Source organism: Phenylobacterium sp. (assembly GCF_044371015.1).
Lineage (GTDB): Bacteria > Pseudomonadota > Alphaproteobacteria > Caulobacterales > Caulobacteraceae > Phenylobacterium.
The window spans coordinates 1-15,544 of record NZ_JBILUK010000009.1; the positions used below are offsets into that span (position 1 = coordinate 1).

Annotated in this window: 15 protein-coding genes; 11 read left to right on the forward strand and 4 right to left on the reverse strand. The window is 65.4% G+C overall.

Annotated features, from left to right (window positions below; all coding sequences use genetic code 11):
• The 7 genes from ACIQ3R_RS01670 to ssb all read left to right on the forward strand — a co-directional run.
• Positions 1-627: flagellin (locus ACIQ3R_RS01670; protein WP_397414353.1), on the forward strand; the 627-nt coding region annotated here is incomplete at its 5' end.
• Positions 628-759: 132 nt separating this feature from the next.
• Entirely contained in the window at positions 760-1,050 is a 291-nt protein-coding gene (locus ACIQ3R_RS01675; RefSeq protein ID WP_397414355.1) for a hypothetical protein, read from the forward strand.
• A gap of 177 nt (positions 1,051-1,227) precedes the next feature.
• Positions 1,228-2,061 carry a flagellin gene (locus ACIQ3R_RS01680; protein ID WP_397414357.1) on the forward strand — a complete coding sequence of 278 codons (834 nt, stop codon included), beginning with the start codon at positions 1,228-1,230 and terminating at the stop codon, positions 2,059-2,061.
• Positions 2,062-2,263: 202 nt separating this feature from the next.
• Entirely contained in the window at positions 2,264-5,023 is a 2,760-nt protein-coding gene (locus tag ACIQ3R_RS01685; protein WP_397414359.1) for a hypothetical protein, read from the forward strand.
• A 38-nt stretch (positions 5,024-5,061) separates the two neighbouring features.
• Entirely contained in the window at positions 5,062-5,757 is a 696-nt protein-coding gene (locus ACIQ3R_RS01690) for a hypothetical protein (protein ID WP_397414361.1), read from the forward strand.
• Between the two features lie 21 nt (positions 5,758-5,778).
• Positions 5,779-6,150 (forward strand): hypothetical protein, encoded by a 372-nt coding sequence (locus ACIQ3R_RS01695; RefSeq protein ID WP_397414363.1) that lies wholly within the window; start codon positions 5,779-5,781, stop codon positions 6,148-6,150.
• 133 nt (positions 6,151-6,283) lie between these two features.
• Complete coding sequence (gene ssb, locus ACIQ3R_RS01700; protein WP_397414365.1) at positions 6,284-6,769, forward strand: single-stranded DNA-binding protein; 486 nt, start codon at positions 6,284-6,286, stop codon at positions 6,767-6,769.
• 12 nt (positions 6,770-6,781) lie between these two features.
• On the opposite strand, the gene ACIQ3R_RS01705 is transcribed toward ssb, so the two are convergent.
• Both ACIQ3R_RS01705 and ACIQ3R_RS01710 read right to left on the reverse strand, forming a co-directional pair.
• A complete protein-coding gene (locus tag ACIQ3R_RS01705; RefSeq protein WP_397414368.1) occupies positions 6,782-7,828 on the reverse strand; it encodes a 2OG-Fe(II) oxygenase in 1,047 nt (348 codons plus the stop codon).
• A complete protein-coding gene (locus ACIQ3R_RS01710) occupies positions 7,825-8,856 on the reverse strand; it encodes a 2OG-Fe(II) oxygenase (protein WP_397414371.1) in 1,032 nt (343 codons plus the stop codon). The genes ACIQ3R_RS01705 and ACIQ3R_RS01710 overlap by 4 nt, the downstream gene beginning before the upstream one ends.
• A gap of 146 nt (positions 8,857-9,002) precedes the next feature.
• Between ACIQ3R_RS01710 and gyrA the strand changes: the two genes are divergently transcribed.
• Positions 9,003-11,768, forward strand: coding sequence for a DNA gyrase subunit A (gene gyrA, locus ACIQ3R_RS01715; RefSeq protein WP_397414373.1), 2,766 nt, complete (start codon positions 9,003-9,005; stop codon positions 11,766-11,768).
• Positions 11,769-11,774: 6 nt separating this feature from the next.
• Here gyrA and ACIQ3R_RS01720 read toward each other — a convergent pair whose 3' ends face one another.
• On the reverse strand, positions 11,775-12,545 hold the full coding sequence (locus tag ACIQ3R_RS01720) for a calcium-binding protein (RefSeq protein ID WP_397414375.1): 771 nt from the start codon (positions 12,543-12,545) through the stop codon (positions 11,775-11,777).
• A 209-nt stretch (positions 12,546-12,754) separates the two neighbouring features.
• On the opposite strand from ACIQ3R_RS01720, the gene coaD reads away from it, so the two are divergent.
• Genes coaD through ACIQ3R_RS01735 form a run of 3 tightly spaced genes read left to right on the forward strand, consistent with a single transcriptional unit; the run spans position 12,755 to position 14,580 of the window.
• Complete coding sequence (coaD, locus tag ACIQ3R_RS01725; RefSeq protein ID WP_397414377.1) at positions 12,755-13,249, forward strand: pantetheine-phosphate adenylyltransferase; 495 nt, start codon at positions 12,755-12,757, stop codon at positions 13,247-13,249.
• Positions 13,250-13,283: 34 nt separating this feature from the next.
• The gene (locus tag ACIQ3R_RS01730) at positions 13,284-14,117 is read left to right on the forward strand and encodes a peptidylprolyl isomerase (RefSeq protein WP_397414379.1); all 834 of its coding nucleotides are present in this window, start codon (positions 13,284-13,286) and stop codon (positions 14,115-14,117) included.
• Between the two features lies 1 nt (position 14,118).
• Positions 14,119-14,580: a peptidylprolyl isomerase gene (locus ACIQ3R_RS01735; RefSeq protein WP_397414381.1), complete on the forward strand. Its 462-nt coding sequence runs from the start codon at positions 14,119-14,121 to the stop codon at positions 14,578-14,580.
• Here the strand turns inward: ACIQ3R_RS01735 and ACIQ3R_RS01740 are convergent.
• A complete protein-coding gene (locus tag ACIQ3R_RS01740) occupies positions 14,577-15,512 on the reverse strand; it encodes an endonuclease/exonuclease/phosphatase family protein (RefSeq protein ID WP_397414384.1) in 936 nt (311 codons plus the stop codon). The two genes, ACIQ3R_RS01735 and ACIQ3R_RS01740, sit on opposite strands and share 4 nt — an antisense overlap.
• Positions 15,513-15,544 lie beyond the last annotated feature (32 nt).

Consider the following 15,544-nt stretch of genomic DNA (forward strand, 5'->3'; position numbering starts at 1 on the left):
CTGCAGCGCGGCCAATCAACGGTGGACGTGGCCATCTCGGCCGGCGAAACCGTGTCGGACCTGCTCCTTCAGATGAAGGAAAAGACTCTGGCGGCGGCCGATGCTTCGCTCGACGCCAACAGCCGTACGGCCCTGAACGAAGACTTCAAGGCGCTGCGCGACCAGTTGGCCAAGGCTGTGAGCAATGCCGACTTCAACGGCATCAACATGGTCAAGGCGAGCGGCACCACCATCGCCGCACTCGCCAACGCCGATGCATCCTCGAAGATCACTGTGGCTGCTCAGTCGCTCGCTTTGGGCGGCGCGAACGTCACGGTCGCTGCGACGGGCTCAATCGGTACGATGACCCTCGCGACCGCCATGATCGCGACGGTGAACACATCGATCACCAACGTCTCGACTGCGCTCAGCAGGCTGGGCACCGGTTCGAAGTCGCTGGGGTCCCACATGGAGTTCATCAACAAGCTCCAGGACTCGATCGACGCCGGTATCGGCAACCTGGTCGACGCCGACCTGGCTAAGGAAAGCGCCAAGCTCCAGGCTCTGCAGACCAAGCAGCAGCTGGGCGTGCAGGCGCTCTCGATCGCCAACCAGTCGACTTCGATCCTGCTGGGCCTGTTCCGCTAACGGCTTTCGGGTCGCGCCGGCGTTCGCGCGGGTGCGGCCCGGGCCAGGCGGTGGTGGCGCGGGCGGATCGCAAGGTCCGTCCGCACCGCCCCTGCCGCGGACGACTCTCTAGCCAGTTCAATGAGTACGCCAATGGACACCAAGGTCGCGGCCGTCGCCGCCGCCAGGGATCCGGTCCTTGCCCCCGTCGCCTCGCCGCCGCCCCGTGCGCCGGCGCCGGCGCCCGCGCCCGTGCCGCAAGGACCAGAGCCGGGGGCGATGCGGCTGGTCATCGAGAAGGACAGTCAGACCGGAGACTTCGTCTACAAGACCGTCAATCGCCTGACCGGAGAGGTCGTGCTGCAGCTTCCGAGGGCTGAAGTGCTCCGGATGCGAGGCCTGGCTGACTACGCCGCGGGCACGGTCTTTAGCGCCGACGTCTGAGGTCCTGAAACTTGGGGGTCGCAAGACCCCTGGGCCTGATTTTATTAATCGCCCCGGGCCGACCCGGCGGCGACTTGAGCCGTTGTGGCGTTAACCTTCCGCTCACCACGTTTTCCTAGCTTGCCCTGCACGGTCAGATTGCGAGTCGCAGCTGATCGGGGCCGCCAGGAGGGCGACATGACGATCAGCGTCAACACCAACAAGTCTGCGCTGACCGCGCTGCAAAACTTGAACAAGACCAATGATGCGTTGGCGGATACGCAGAACCGGGTGAACACCGGCCTGAAGATCGCCAATGCCAAGGACAACGCTGCGGTCTGGGCCATCGCGCAGGGGCAACGGGCCGACATCGGCGCCCTTGGCGCGGTGCGGATGAGTTTGGAGCGGGCGCAGTCGATCGCTGAAGTGACCATGACCGCCGGCGAGACGATCTCGGACCTGCTTGTAGAGCTCAAGTCCAAGGTGGTGGCCGCCATGGATACTTCGCTGGACGCGCAGTCGCGGACCGCGCTCGACAGCGACTTCAAGGCGATCCTGCGCCAGATCACTCAGGTAGTGGGCAACGCCTCATTCGACGGCGCGAATTTGCTGAATGGCGGCGTGGGCGCCAACATCCAGTTCCTGGCCAACGCCGAGGCCACCACGCGGATAACGCTGACTACCCAGAACATGTCGCTCGGCGGCTCAATCATTACCATCGCCGCGGCGGCCTCGATCACGACAGTGACTTTGGCGACGTCGGTCCTTACTGCGCTCAACAATTCGATCGGTTTTGTGAACCAAGCGCTAGGCAATCTGGGCTCGCAAGGCAAACAAGTCGAGGGTCACCTCGGTTTCGTCAGCAAGCTGACAGACGTGCTGGAGGCCGGGGTTGGCAACCTAGTGGATGCGGATCTGGCCAAGGAGAGCGCGAGACTGCAGGCCCTACAAGTGCAGCAGCAGCTGGGCGCCCAGGCGCTCTCGATTGCCAACTCTGCGCCGCAGATCATCCTGCAGCTGTTCCGGCAGTAGCGGCTTAGGGTTCAGATAAGCCCCTTCATCTGGTCATCTGAGGGTCTCGCCTTCGATGGGCGCGCACGCAATGTCGTACGCCTTCTTCAGTCCGACCACGTTGCGGGATTGCCATTTTGGGCGCCGATGAGACTGGCGCCGTTAAGCTGAAACCTTGTGCTCTCTTAGCGGGACGTAAACCGCGTGCGCGTAGGGTCGGCCGATGGTCACGGGGATTGATTCCAATCTGCTGTTGAGTCTCTACGGCGCGCGATCGGGTGCGACGGGGACGCGATCAAACACACCCACGAAAAAAGTGGCGCCCAGCGCGCCCTGGACCCGCACGGTCACGCCGGCCGAGACCTCCGCGGCGGTCAAGGCGGCGCTGCAGGGGCAGCGGTTGGTGAACGAAAGTTCGGCGCAGCTGGATCTACCGGGCGCCAGCGCCGACTATCGTAAGCTGTTCGCGCTCTATCAGGGCCTGTCGGTGCTTGGTGACCTTGCCAGCGAAGTCCAGAAGCGGGGGCTGACCAGCGTTGAACGGATGCGATTCCAGCAGGCCTTTGGCCGCGGAATGGCCGAGGTTGGCGAATATGTGAAGACCGCCAAGTTGGAGACCGTGCGCCTGACCCAGGGCGAGGCGGCGTCAAGTGTAAAGACCAATGCGCCGGTTGCGGCGACCAAGACGGAGTACGTGACCCGCCCGCTCAGCAGCGGATCGAGTGCTGATTCGGTGGTGCGTTTTCAAGGCGATGTGCGGTTCTCGATGGCGGTGACGCGATCGGGCGTGACCTATGACATCAACATCAACCTGGCGGACATGGGCGCGACGACGCGTTCCATGGCCAATGTGGTCAACCATGTGAACGACAAGCTGGCCGCCGCCGGAGTGGACACCCGGCTCGCCACCGTACGCATCCCCGGACAGGACAAGACCACCACGGTGGGCGGCAAGACCGTCAGCCTGGGCAAACAGCCTGACCAATGGGCGTTGAAAGTGAAAACCAACGGTGAGTCTGTGAGCTTTAGTGCGCCCGCGAACGCAGGCTCGGTCTATCTGGCGCAGTCCGTCGGCAATCCAAATCCGGACGGCAAGGCCGACACCGCCGATGGCGTGGTGCGCCAGCAGATCCTGAAGTTTCAGACCGACACGGTCGGCGTTGAGGCGCCCGTACAGGGAGCGGACGAGGCCAATTGGGTGGACGGACGCACCTTCGCCCGCACACTGGGGGCCGAGGTGAAGACGGTTCGGGCTACCCAGACAGGACCGGATGGCTCGGTCTATGTGCTGGCTGACGTGACCGACAAGACGGCCGGTCAGGCGATCCGGGGCACCCAGGACGTGGCGTTACTGAAGTACGACACGGCGGGCAACCTAGTGTTCAGCCGCACCCTGGGCGCTTCGGCCAGTGCGACGGGCCTGGCGCTGGCGGTGAATGTCGATGGCAAGGTCGCGATCGCCGGTTCGGTTTCAGGCGGGCTGAGCGGCGCGGTCGAGGGCGCGGTGAACTCCGGCGTGGCCGGGGCCTTCGCTGGCCAAGCCGACAGTTTTGTCACGGTTTTCAATGCGGACGGAGAAGAACTTTGGACGCAGCGTCGGGGCGCGCGCCTGGCGGACGAGGCCAGCCAGATCGCCTTTGGCCCCGATGGGTCGGTCTATGTGGCGGGCCGGGCTAAGTCGGCGCTGCCAGGCGCGAGTGCGCTCGGTGACTGGGACGGCTATATCCAGGGCTTCGGACCGCCAAACTCACAGGGGCAGGTCAGCTCGCGATTCAGCGAGATGTTCGGCACAGCGGGCGCGGACCGGCCCGCCGGCATGGTTATGGACGGCGGCTCGCTGGTGACCGCCAGCGTCGAAAATGGCCGCGCGGTTTTGCGTCGCTACGATGTTTCAGGCGCCGCGCCTGTGCTGACCTCGACCCGGGATCTGGGCGACCTGCAGGGCGGCGACATCACCGGTCTGGCGCTGGACGGTGGCGAGCTTGTGCTGGCGGGTTCGACGGCCAATGCCGGGCTGACAGGCGGGGCGGTGACGCGGGCGCACGCCGGCGGCGTGGACGCGTTCGCGGCGAGGATGGCGGCTGATCTATCGGCCGGCGGCAGGATCGCCTTCTACGGCGGTACAGGCGATGACCGCGCAAGCGGCCTTGCGGTCACGGGCGGACAAGTCTGGATCGCGGGGTCGGCCGGCGCGGATCTGCCCGGCCAGCCTTCCGTTGGGACCAAGGACGGATTCCTGACGCGGCTGGATGTCAACGCGGGCGCGGTGGCCTGGTCTCGGCGCTTCACAGGCAAGGAAGGCTATGCCACGCCCGGCGCTATCAGCGTTGATCCGACCGGGTCGACGTCGCTGGACCGATTGGGTTTGCCGCTCGGCGCGCTGGATTTCAGGGACTCGCAGAAGCTGGTTTCCGCCTCTGGACTTCGGCCTGGGGATCAGTTCGGGGTGCGGGCCGGGAGTGGTCGCACGACCAATGTTACCATCGAACTGAACGAAACCCTTGAGACCCTGGCGCAGAAGATTCGTCGCGCGTCCGGCTTCAACGCCAAGGTGACGATCACCTCTTCAGAGGGCGTAAGAAAACTCAGCATCAGCCCTCAGATTCAGCGGTCGGTCATCGAGTTTTCGGCTGGCAGCGCAGGGCGCGACGCTCTGGAGTTGCTGGGCGTACCTGCCGGGGTGGTGCGCGGGACCGTGGTGACCGACAATGGGACTAGGCCCGCCGACGGCAAGCCGCAGATCTATGGCCTCGGTCTCCCCGCCGGTCTGAACCTCTCGACCGATGGTGAGATCAAGCATGCTGCGGCCGAGGTCGCTGCGGCGATGGGGGTGATACGCAAGGCCTACAAGGATCTCGTTACGGCGGCGACGCCCCGCAGTCAGCAGGCCGCCGCCCAGGCGGCGGCCTCTGGGCCGGTGCCCAAGTACATGACAGATCAGATCGCCAACTATCAGGCCGCGCTTGCGCGCCTGGGCGGGTAGGGCTTGCCACCCTCGCGGGGGGTCTTTAGCCAAGCATCATGGAAGAACCCCAGCCGCCGCCTCAACAGGCGCCGCACCGGCCGCTGCGGCTGGTCCTGGTCGGTGGCGTCATTGCATTGAGCGCGGGGCTCGGGATCGCCTGGCTCCTGACCTCTGGTGACCGTCCTGATCCCGGACCGCCGCCGGCCGCGGAAGGCGGGCTTGTGATCGACACGACCGCGGCGGAGGATCCGCGTATCGACACGGCAAAGCCATTGCGGTGCTTTGTCGGTGGACAGTTCGTGGGTGAGTTGACCTTGGCCGATTGTGCGCGCCGCAACGGCGTGGCGACCGATGCGTTGGACGTGGGCCTCGATGAAACGGGAGCGCTGGCCGCCAGCGAGACGGCCGGTCCGATGCTGACTCCCCTGCCGCCCCTGGAGGCCCCGGTGGAAGCGGCGCCAATCGAGCCGGAGAGCGCTCTGCCGCCCGCCGACGATGGCGCCTCGACCTATGCCCGGTGCCTGCGGTACGGCGGCGGGCGCTGGCGAGAGGCGGCGGCGGATCTTGATCTCGACTCCTGCGTTCAGGCCCTTTTCGCCGGTCGCTGCGCCCGGGCCGGCGAGGCGAGCTATGGTCGGCACGGCGAGCGGACCCTGCGGCTCGTCCCGGGGCGGGTGGAAATCTCTGACGACAATCGCAGCTTCCGCACTCTGGCGCCTCAAGGCCCCGATTGCGCCATTCCGCCGCTCTGATCGGGCTGGTAAACTCGGATCATGATCCGACCCACGCTCTTGATCCTCGCCGCCACGCTTGTATCGGCCTGCAGCGAGAAAACGACCCCGCCGGGCGATACGGGCATCTGCTTCCATGTCGTGCCGCAGGCGGATGGTTCGATGAAATTCAATCGCCTTGTCGAGGCAAAAAACCTGGAGGTCTGCGCGGCGAATCTTGAGGCGATGCGGATCAAGTTCCTGCGGATGGGCGGCAGTCAGCAGGAGATCTACGGCGCCTATCAGGCCAATTTCCTGTTCCTGCAGAGGGAGGGCGTGCTTACCTCGACCTCGCTGGAGGGGCCCCGCTATGTGGCCCTGGTGCGTACCGGAGATGGCCGACTGGCGATCCCGGGCGCAATGCCGGCCCGTTAGACGAAGTCTCCTGTGGACGGTGGGCTATCGATGTGAACAAATGAAGAACTTTTTGCTTGTCGCTTGGTGATGCGCGGTCTAGCTTCCCCATAGGGCCGACGGCCCGCATTCCACGGAAGCCAAGGACGGAACGATGGCGGGCAGCGTCAACAAGGTCATTCTTATCGGCAATCTGGGCGCTGACCCGGAGATCCGCAGTCTCGGGTCTGGTGATCGGGTCGCCAATCTCCGCATCGCTACCTCAGAAACCTGGCGGGATCGCACCAGCGGCGAGCGCAAGGAAAAGACGGAGTGGCACCGGGTGGTGGTGTTCAACGAGAACATCGTGAAGGTCTGCGAGAGCTACCTCCGCAAAGGCTCGAAGGTCTATGTCGAGGGCTCGATTCAGACCCGGAAGTGGGCGGATCAGTCGGGTCAGGAGAAGTTCTCCACCGAAATCGTGCTGCAGAAGTTCCGGGGCGAACTGACCATGCTCGACGGCCGCGCCGGCGAGGGGGATCGCGACGTCGGCGGTGGCGGATACGAACGTGGCGGCTTCAGCGGCGGTGCCGCGCGCACGCCGAGCTCGGGCCCGCGCGAGGACTTCTCGGCAAGCCTGGATGACGAAATCCCATTCTGAAGGCGGGAAAACTCAGGCGTCGAGCAGGTGGCGGTTGCGGACGCGTATCTCTTCGCCGGCTTCGTCATAGAGGAAGGGCAGAACCGCATAACGCCGGCCCCGCGTGACCGGCGTGGCTTCGTGCAGCAGTCCGCAGGCGAAAACCACCGCGCCGCCGGTGGGGGGGCGATAGGTGCGGGGTCCGAATTCGGGGAACCGCAGGTCGCCGCCCTCGAAGTCTTCGGCGTTGAGGTTGATCGAGACCGCAAACTTTCGATGCGCGGTGCCCATCGAGAGGTTATCGCGATGTGGGCGGAAGTATCCGCCTTCCTGGGCGTCGTAACAGGCGATCAAGTAGCGTTCGAGCCGCGTGGCCGAAAAATGGTAGGTGCGGGCGATCATCGGTAGGAGACACGTCTGCAGTGCGCCGATGATCTCGGATTTCAGTTCGGGCGCGACGACCGTCACGTCCTTGCGGCTCTTCATGGGGTCCAGCACACCGACGGTGCGCCCTTCGATGTCGCGCATGACGCCCGAGGCCTTGCCGCCCTCGGCGTCGTAGTACGCGATGAGCCGTCGGCACAGGTCAGGCGTGAAGACCCGCGGGACCACCAGCACCGGCGCCACAAGCGGCACACCGGCATGGGCGCCAGGCGGCGGCAGGGTCGCCAGCCTCTGAAACAGGGGTTCCGCAACATCTAGCGGTGCGCGAACCATCACCCTCAGCCCCGGGTCGAGCAGGAACCAGCCGGTCTCCACCCCATAGGCGTCGCGTACTTCGCGCGCGGGGTCCAGGAAGACGCGTAGGCCCGGGATGAGATCGGGCGGCGAGACTTCGAAGTCGGCGTCAGCGACTATCAGAAACCCCGTGAGGTCGCGGTCGTTGAATCGGGCCCGGTGCGCTGCGATGTCCGCTAGCGCCGCCTTACGCGCCGGTCCTGCCGGCGGCAGGAAGCCCAGCAGCACATAACGCCCGGCCACGGTGTTGAAATGGAACCTCGGGTTGGCGCGGGTTGGAGCCATGAACTCCGGCGCCAGTTCGCCTTCACTGAGGGGAGGGAGGGTCCAGCGGCCCGTCATGCCGACACTCCTCTGGCCACGCGCGTATTGTAGGCGTCTAACGTCGCCTGGGCCTTTTCGTCGAAGAAGAAGGGGAGAAAAGCGTAGCGAACGCCAGAAGTTACCGGCATCGCCTCATGTTGCATGGCGCACGAAAAAACCACCGCGCCGCCCAATGGTGGGCGATAGGAGGTCGGACCGTACTCCGGAAACCGAAGATCGCCGCCTTGGAACTCGTCATTGAGGTTGATCGAGCAGGCGAAGCGGCGGTGGGCGGTGGCCAGGGTGGTCGAGTCTCGGTGTGGCGCGAAACGTGCCCGGTCTGCGGCATCGTAACAGGCGATGAGATAGCGCTCGATCCGTGAGACTTGGAAGCTGAAGGCGGTGGCGATCATAGGAAACAAGCGGCGCTCCAGGCGCTGCCTTATGGCGGTCTCCAACTCCGGGTCGCGGACCAGGATGTCGCGCCGGGTCTTGAGCTCATCCATCACGGCCTCGGTGCGGTCGCCCGCGTCGCGCATGACGCCGGTGAACTGGCCGCCATCGGCTTGGAACAGATCCAACAGGGCGCGGCAGAACTCAGGCTCGAATATGCGTGGGGCGATCAATACCGGCGCGTGCAGCGGGACGCCCGCGTGGTCGCCCGGCGGCGGCAGCGCGGCGAGTCGGGAGAAGAGGGGTTCCGGGGCCTCGATCGACGCGGTCTCTATCACGCGCAAAGTGGGATCGAGGAGGGTCCAGTTGGGCTCGGGACCGAAGCGGTCGCTGATCATTCCGCTTCGATCAGCCAGCCAGCGTAGGCCCTGGACGTCACGCACTCCAGCGACGTCGTCCGGCCGCCTCAGGATAACGAGCGCCGTAGCGCGGGTGTCGTCGAACATCCTCTGACGCTCAGACAGGAAACGGAGGGCGGCGACGCGCGCTTCGGCGTCCTGAGGCAGGAACAGCAACAATACGTATCGCCCGGCGGCGCTGTCGAAAACGAACTCGCGGTTCGAAGGACTGGGCGCGGTGAACCAGGGGACCGGCTGGCCTGAAGGAAGCGGCATGGGAAGCTTTTAGCGAGCCTCTGTCCGAACGTCACCAAGTGACCTCGCGCGCGTGCGCGTACGCACGCGCGAGATGGCGGCCAACCGGCGGGGATGGTATCAACACGCAACGCCTAACGGTCCGATTCGAAGGACGACCTCTCCCCTTGACCGACACCACCGACACCACCCCTCCCGAGAACGGGCGCGGGGCCATCGCCCCTATCTCCATCGAAGACGAGCTGAAGCGCAGCTATCTCGACTACGCCATGAGCGTGATTGTCAGCCGGGCGCTGCCGGATGTGCGCGACGGGCTGAAGCCGGTTCACCGCCGCATCCTGTTCTCGATGAGCGAGAACAACCACACGCCGGACCGCGCCTATGTGAAGTCGGCGCGTATCGTCGGCGACGTGATGGGCAAATATCACCCGCATGGCGACCTCGCGATCTACGACACCCTGGTGCGGATGGCGCAGCCGTTCTCGATGAGTCTGTTGTTGATCGACGGGCAGGGCAATTTCGGCTCGGTGGACAACGACCCGCCAGCGGCCATGCGATATACAGAGAGCCGCCTGACACGCGCCTCGATGGCGATCCTCGCCGATCTCGACAAGGATACGGTCGACTTCAAGGACAACTACGACGGCTCAGAGCATGAGCCGCTGGTGCTGCCGAGCCGCATTCCCAACCTGTTGGTGAACGGCGCCGGCGGTATCGCCGTGGGCATGGCCACAAACATTCCGCCTCACAATCTGGGCGAGGTGGTGGACGCCTGCCTGGCCTATGTGGACGATCCCGAGATCGCGCTGGACGCCCTGCTGGACATCGTGCCGGGGCCCGACTTCCCCACAGGCGGTCAGATCATCGGCCGCACCGGCGCGCGGCAGGCGCTGATGACCGGTCGCGGCTCGGTGATCATGCGCGGCGAGGCGACGGTCGAAGAGATCCGCAAGGATCGCGAGGCGATCATCATCACTTCGATCCCCTATCAGCTGAACAAGTCGGCGCTGGTCGAGCGGATCGCCGAGCTGGTGCGCGAGAAGCGGGTCGAGGGCATCTCGGACCTGCGCGACGAGAGCGACCGACAGGGCATGCGCATCGTCATCGAGATGAAGCGCGATGCGGCGGCGGATGTCATCCTGAACCAGCTTTATCGTTTCACACCGCTGCAGACCTCGTTCGGGGTCAACATGCTGGCGCTGAACCGCGGCCGGCCGGAGCAGATGGGCCTGCGCGAAATGATCTCGGCTTTCGTCGCCTTCCGCGAGGAGGTCGTCGTCCGGCGGGTGAAGTTTGAACTCAGCAAGGCGCGGGACCGGGGCCATGTGCTGGTTGGCCTGGCGGTGGCGGTGGCCAATATTGACGAATTCATCGTCATTATCCGCTCGTCCAAGGACCCGACCGAGGCGCGCGAGCGGATCATCAGCCGCGACTGGCCTGCCGGCGACATGCTGCCGCTTGTGGAACTGATCGCCGATCCGCGCACGGTCATCGTGGATGAAAACAAGATCCGACTGACCGACGAACAGGCGCGCGCCATTCTGGGCCTGACCCTTTCGCGGCTGACCGGCCTGGGCCGAGAGGAGATCTTCGCCGAAGCCGGCGAACTGGCCGGAGCGATTAAGGGGCATCTGGAGATTCTGAGCTCGCGCGACCGGGTCATGGGCATCGTTCGTGAGGAACTGGTGGCGGTGAAGGACGCCTTCGCCGTGCCGCGCCGCACCGAAATCGTCGACGGCGACGCCGACGTCGAGGATGAAGATCTGATCGCGCGCGAGGACATGGTGATCACCGTGACTCACGGCGGTTATGTGAAGCGCACGCCCCTCAGCATCTATCGGACCCAGCATCGGGGCGGGAAGGGCCGCTCGGGCATGGCGACCAAGGACGAGGATGCGGTGACCCGCGTCTTCTCGGCCAACACGCATACGCCGATGCTGTTCTTCTCGAGCGGCGGCAAGGCCTATCAGCTCAAAGTGTGGCGTCTGCCGGTGGGCACGCCGACCAGTCGGGGCAAGGCGTTTGTGAACTTGCTGCCGATCGAGCCTGGCGAGACCATCACCTCGATCCTGCCGCTGCCGGAGGATGAGGCGACCTGGGACCGGGTGGATGTGATGTTCGCGACCCGCTCGGGCGGGGTGCGGCGCAACAAGCTGTCGGACTTCATCGGCATTAAGCGCAACGGCAAGATCGCCATGAAGCTGGATGAAGGCGACCAGATCATTGGTGTCGGCGTCTGCAGCGCGGGCGAGAACGACATCCTGCTGACGACGGCGCTGGGGCGCTGCATCCGCTTCGCGACAGATGATGTGCGAGTGTTCGCGGGCCGGGACTCCACCGGAGTGCGAGGCATACGCCTGGCCGAGGGCGACAGCGTGATCTCAATGGCGATCCTACGGGCCGTCGCCGCCACGCCGGACGAGCGCGCGGCCTATGTGAAGCACGCCAACGCCATGCGCCGCGCCATCGGCGAGACCGATGAAGTTGAGGAGGCGGCGCCGCATGAAGAAGACGACAGTGAGTCTGCTGATGCTCAGGCCAGTCTGACGCCAGAACGCATCGCCGAACTGGGCGCGGCCGAAGAGGTGATCCTGACGGTCTCGACGGAAGGCTATGGTAAGCGCACCTCAGCCTATGAGTTCCGCCGCACCGGGCGCGGCGGACAGGGCCTGCTGGCCCAGGACCTGACCAAGAAGGGTGGCCGGCTGGCTGCGTCGTTCCCCGTCGAGGAGAGCGACGAAATCCTCCTGGTCACCGATCAGGGCCAACTGATCCGTACGCCCGTGAGCCAGGTGCGGATGGTGGGTCGCAACACGTCGGGCGTGATCATCTTCCGCACGAGCGATGAAGAGCACGTGGTCGGTGTCGAGCGGCTGGCCGACGCGGGTGCAGACGAGAATGGCGAGGCGCCTGGCGACACGCCAGACGCCTGAAGTGACTCAAAAGATCCAGTCGCCCGTCAGGCTGGTCTGCTGCACGCCGACGAGGATCATCTGGGTTCCAGAGCCCAGGTCGATCACCACGTCGGAGCCGACTTGACTGACGGTGTAGGCGCCCAGGACGAAGACCCGGTCACCTTCGGCGCGGTTGAAATCGATGATCCGGTCGATGCCCGCGCCGGAGAAGATGTGGAAGGTGTCGGCGCCGGCGCCGCCGCTGACAGTGTCATTGCCCCGGTCACCGGACATGAAGTCGTTGCCAGCGCCGCCAGAGAGGCTGTCATTGTCACGGCCGCCGCGCACGATGTCGAAACCGTCGCCGCCGCTAAGCGTGTCGTCACCGATGTTGCCGTTCATGATGTCGATGCCGCCGCCGCCGGAAAGTGAATCCGTTCCGGCGAAGCCTTCCAGTAGGTCGTTGAGCGCGCCGCCAGTGATAACGTCGTTGCCACCCAGGAAGGTCTGCAGGTTGGAGAAGTCCGGCGGGCCTGAGCCGAAGGGGATCGAGAAGTCGGAGAGCGACATCAGGGTCTGACCGTTGAGGTCGACGCGCAGGCTGGTGAACGCCCCGCCGATGGGCACGCCGGCCAGTGTGGTGAAGTTGCCGCCATAGACGATGTCGAGCGTGCCGTTGATCGTGCCGGACACCTGGGCCCGGAGCGCCAGTGTGGTGGCGTTGCTCGCCACGATCTGGGTGGCGCCGATCGTCAGGCGCGCGAGATCCCCGAATGTTACGGTGCTGTTGTTGGCGCTGTAGCTCAAAACGGCCATGGCTCACTCCCAATCCCGGCGCCGCCGCACGCGGCGCCTTTAGCCAATCTGAATGGGCGGAAGCCGAGATCTGCGCGTCCCCCGAATGGGGGTGTCGAAAAAGAATCTCAACGGGCCGGCTTCGACCGCTGCTGAACCGACTTTTCCCTTGCCAGCGCGCGCCTTGGCGGCGAAAGGCGAAGGCGACAGTCGGGGGGATCGTTCGGACAATGAAGCGCGTCGGCCTCTATCCAGGCACGTTCGACCCTATCCACAATGGCCACACGGATGTGATGGCCCGCACGGTCAAGCTGGTGGACAAGCTGGTGATCGGTGTGGCGATCAACGCCGGCAAGGGGCCGTTGTTCACTCTGGAAGAACGGGTTGAGCTGGTCGAACAGGCGCTGGAGCCGTTGCGCGAGAAGGCCGAAATCATCGTCGAGCCGTTCGAGGGCCTGACGGTGGAATTCGCCCGGAAGGTCGGCGCTAATGTGGTGGTGCGCGGTCTGCGGGCCGTATCTGACTTCGAATTTGAGTTCCAGATGACGGCGATGAACCAGCTGCTCGACCGCGAGATCGAGACGGTGTTCTTCATGGCCGACCCGGCGCACCTGGCTATCGCCTCGCGGCTGGTGAAGGAGATCGCCACTCTTGGCGGCGACGTGAGCCAACTGGTCAGCCCCTATGTGATGGGTCGGCTGCTGGCCAAGGTCGGACACCTATAGGCAGATGGCCGCAGGGCCGTTACGAGAGCCGCCCATGAGGTTTCGAGTGATCTCCACCGCGCTTGCGGCCTGGCTGTTCGCGGCCCCCGCGCTGGCCCAGCCGGCGCCGACAGCGGCCGACTGGCGCACGCCAAAGGCGGACGATGTACTGGTGATCGACACCAACAAGGGCCGCATCCTGGTGGAGATGACGCCGGAGACGGCGCCTCTCTATGCGACGCGCATGCGGGAGCTGACCCGAGAGGGCCTGTTCAACGGACTGACCTTCTTCCGCGTCATCGACGACTTCATGGCCCAGACCGGCGACCCGGAAAACCGCGGTACAGGCAGTTCGTCCAAACCGGATTTGCCGGCCGAGTTTCAGTTCCGGCGCGGGCCGGAAACGCCATTCGCACTGGCCGTGGACCAGAGCGTGGCTGAGGTGGGCTTCATCAAGTCGCTGCCGGTTTCAACCCAGTCGATGATGCTGGCTCCCATGACCCGGGACGGGAAGGTCTCAGGTTACGCGCTCTATTGCCCAGGCGTGGCGGGCGCGGCGCGCGGAGAGGACGAGAATTCGGCCAACAGTCAGTTCTTCCTGATGCGGCAGACCTTTCCCCGGCTCGAGCGGCGTTATTCGGCCTGGGGCCGCGTGATCTCCGGCCTCGACGTGGTGCGCGCCATCAAGATCGGCGAGCCCGTGCCCGAGCCGCAGGACAAGATGGAGCGGGTGCGGGTGCTGGCCGACATTCCCGAGGCCGAGCGGCCGAAGGTGCGGGTGATCGATCCCGCTGGGCCCTGGTTCAAGGCCGAGATCGCCCGGGCGCGCGCCGCCGGCGGGGCGAACTTCTCAGCCTGCGATATCAACATTCCTGTCGAGGTGAAGTGAGATGGATGCCGAAAACACACTCGTGATGACGCTGGAGAGCGGCGCGGTGACAGTACGCCTGCGGCCGGACCTGGCGCCCCAACACGTGGACCAGATCAAGGGGCTGGCGCGGGAGGGGTTCTATGACGGCGTGGTGTTCCACCGCGTGATTTCGGGCTTCATGGCCCAGGGCGGCGATCCCACCGGCACCGGCTCGGGCGGGTCGAGCCGGCCGAACATCCCGGCGGAGTTTAGCCGTGAGCCGCATGTACGCGGGGTCTGCTCGATGGCGCGGACCGCCAACCCCAATTCGGCCAATAGCCAGTTCTTCATCTGCTTCGACGACGCCCGCTTTCTCGACGGCCAGTACACCGTCTGGGGTGAGGTGACCGAGGGCATGGAGCACATCGACGCGCTGCCCAAGGGCGAGCCGCCGCGCAGCCCGGGCAAGATTGTTTCTATGAAGGTCGCCGCAGACGCCTAGGAGCGGGCGGGCGCCAGAACCACTACGACCGGATAGTGATCCGAGCCGACGTAGGGACCTCGGGTGACGCTGAGCGTGCGCCAACCGGGCCCCGCGTAGACGTGATCTATGGGCAGGATCGGCCAGGGCCAGCGCTGGCCCATTATGCGGGCGGGCCAGGTTGCGAGGGCTCGGTCTCGACGCGTGAGGCTGAGGTCGCGATCGAGCGCGCGCATAGCCGCGGACCAGGGCGTGGTGTTGAGGTCGCCAGTGAGAATCATGCGGTCGCGGGGCCGGGCGGCCGTCACGCGACGCAGATCAGCGAGCTGGCTCTGGTAGTTCCGGCTGGTCGGCCATTCCAGATGGGTGGTGAACACTTCGGCGGGGCCCGTCGCGGTGCCGTAAGTTGCGTTGACGAAGGTCAACTGGGCCCCGGGCGGCAGTTTGGGCCGCGTCATGTAGAGGTAGCGATCCCGAGTGAAGATCACTAACGGACCGTGCGCGCCCGCCGTGCGCCATCCGCGACGACGCAGGGCGTCCCGCAAACCCTTTGAGGCTTCAGCGATTGTCAGGATGTCTGGGGCCTCGCGCTGAACCCAGTCCAACACCAGCGCTTCGTCCGTATTGCGGCGATAGGCGTTGAGCTGAATCACCTTGATCGCGCCGGGCGTCGCAGCGGCCGTCGACGTTGGTTCCGGCCTTTGGAGTTCCGGAGCCATCAGCAGACTCGCAGAGAGTGCGCTCGCGAGCCCTAAACCCACCGCCACCCGTCGGCCGGTCAGCAATGCGGCCCCGCCAAGAGCCAGCCCTGCGCCAAGCCAGATCGGCGCGAGATGACTGGGGATGTCGAGCCAGGGGTGCATCTGACCCAGATGACCCGCCGCGGCGAGCAGCAGCAGCAGGACGCCGATGCCACGCCAACCGCCTAGTCGTCGCTGTCGCTTCCTTCCCACGCGGGCTCTCCAACGCTTGACGCCGCCGTCGC

Excerpts from the sequence above, each read along its gene's own strand:
- ACIQ3R_RS01690 (WP_397414361.1), top strand. The coding sequence starts at position 5,062 with ATGGAAGAACCCCAGCCGCCGCCTCAACAGGCGCCGCACCGGCCGCTG.
- ACIQ3R_RS01720 (WP_397414375.1), bottom strand. The coding sequence starts at position 12,545 with ATGGCCGTTTTGAGCTACAGCGCCAACAACAGCACCGTAACATTCGGG.
- ACIQ3R_RS01710 (WP_397414371.1), bottom strand. The coding sequence starts at position 8,856 with ATGCCGCTTCCTTCAGGCCAGCCGGTCCCCTGGTTCACCGCGCCCAGT.
- ACIQ3R_RS01675 (WP_397414355.1), top strand. The coding sequence starts at position 760 with ATGGACACCAAGGTCGCGGCCGTCGCCGCCGCCAGGGATCCGGTCCTT.
- ACIQ3R_RS01705 (WP_397414368.1), bottom strand. The coding sequence starts at position 7,828 with ATGACGGGCCGCTGGACCCTCCCTCCCCTCAGTGAAGGCGAACTGGCG.
- ssb (WP_397414365.1), top strand. The coding sequence starts at position 6,284 with ATGGCGGGCAGCGTCAACAAGGTCATTCTTATCGGCAATCTGGGCGCT.
- ACIQ3R_RS01730 (WP_397414379.1), top strand. The coding sequence starts at position 13,284 with ATGAGGTTTCGAGTGATCTCCACCGCGCTTGCGGCCTGGCTGTTCGCG.
- ACIQ3R_RS01695 (WP_397414363.1), top strand. The coding sequence starts at position 5,779 with ATGATCCGACCCACGCTCTTGATCCTCGCCGCCACGCTTGTATCGGCC.
- ACIQ3R_RS01685 (WP_397414359.1), top strand. The coding sequence starts at position 2,264 with ATGGTCACGGGGATTGATTCCAATCTGCTGTTGAGTCTCTACGGCGCG.
- coaD (WP_397414377.1), top strand. The coding sequence starts at position 12,755 with ATGAAGCGCGTCGGCCTCTATCCAGGCACGTTCGACCCTATCCACAAT.
- ACIQ3R_RS01680 (WP_397414357.1), top strand. The coding sequence starts at position 1,228 with ATGACGATCAGCGTCAACACCAACAAGTCTGCGCTGACCGCGCTGCAA.
- ACIQ3R_RS01735 (WP_397414381.1), top strand. The coding sequence starts at position 14,119 with ATGGATGCCGAAAACACACTCGTGATGACGCTGGAGAGCGGCGCGGTG.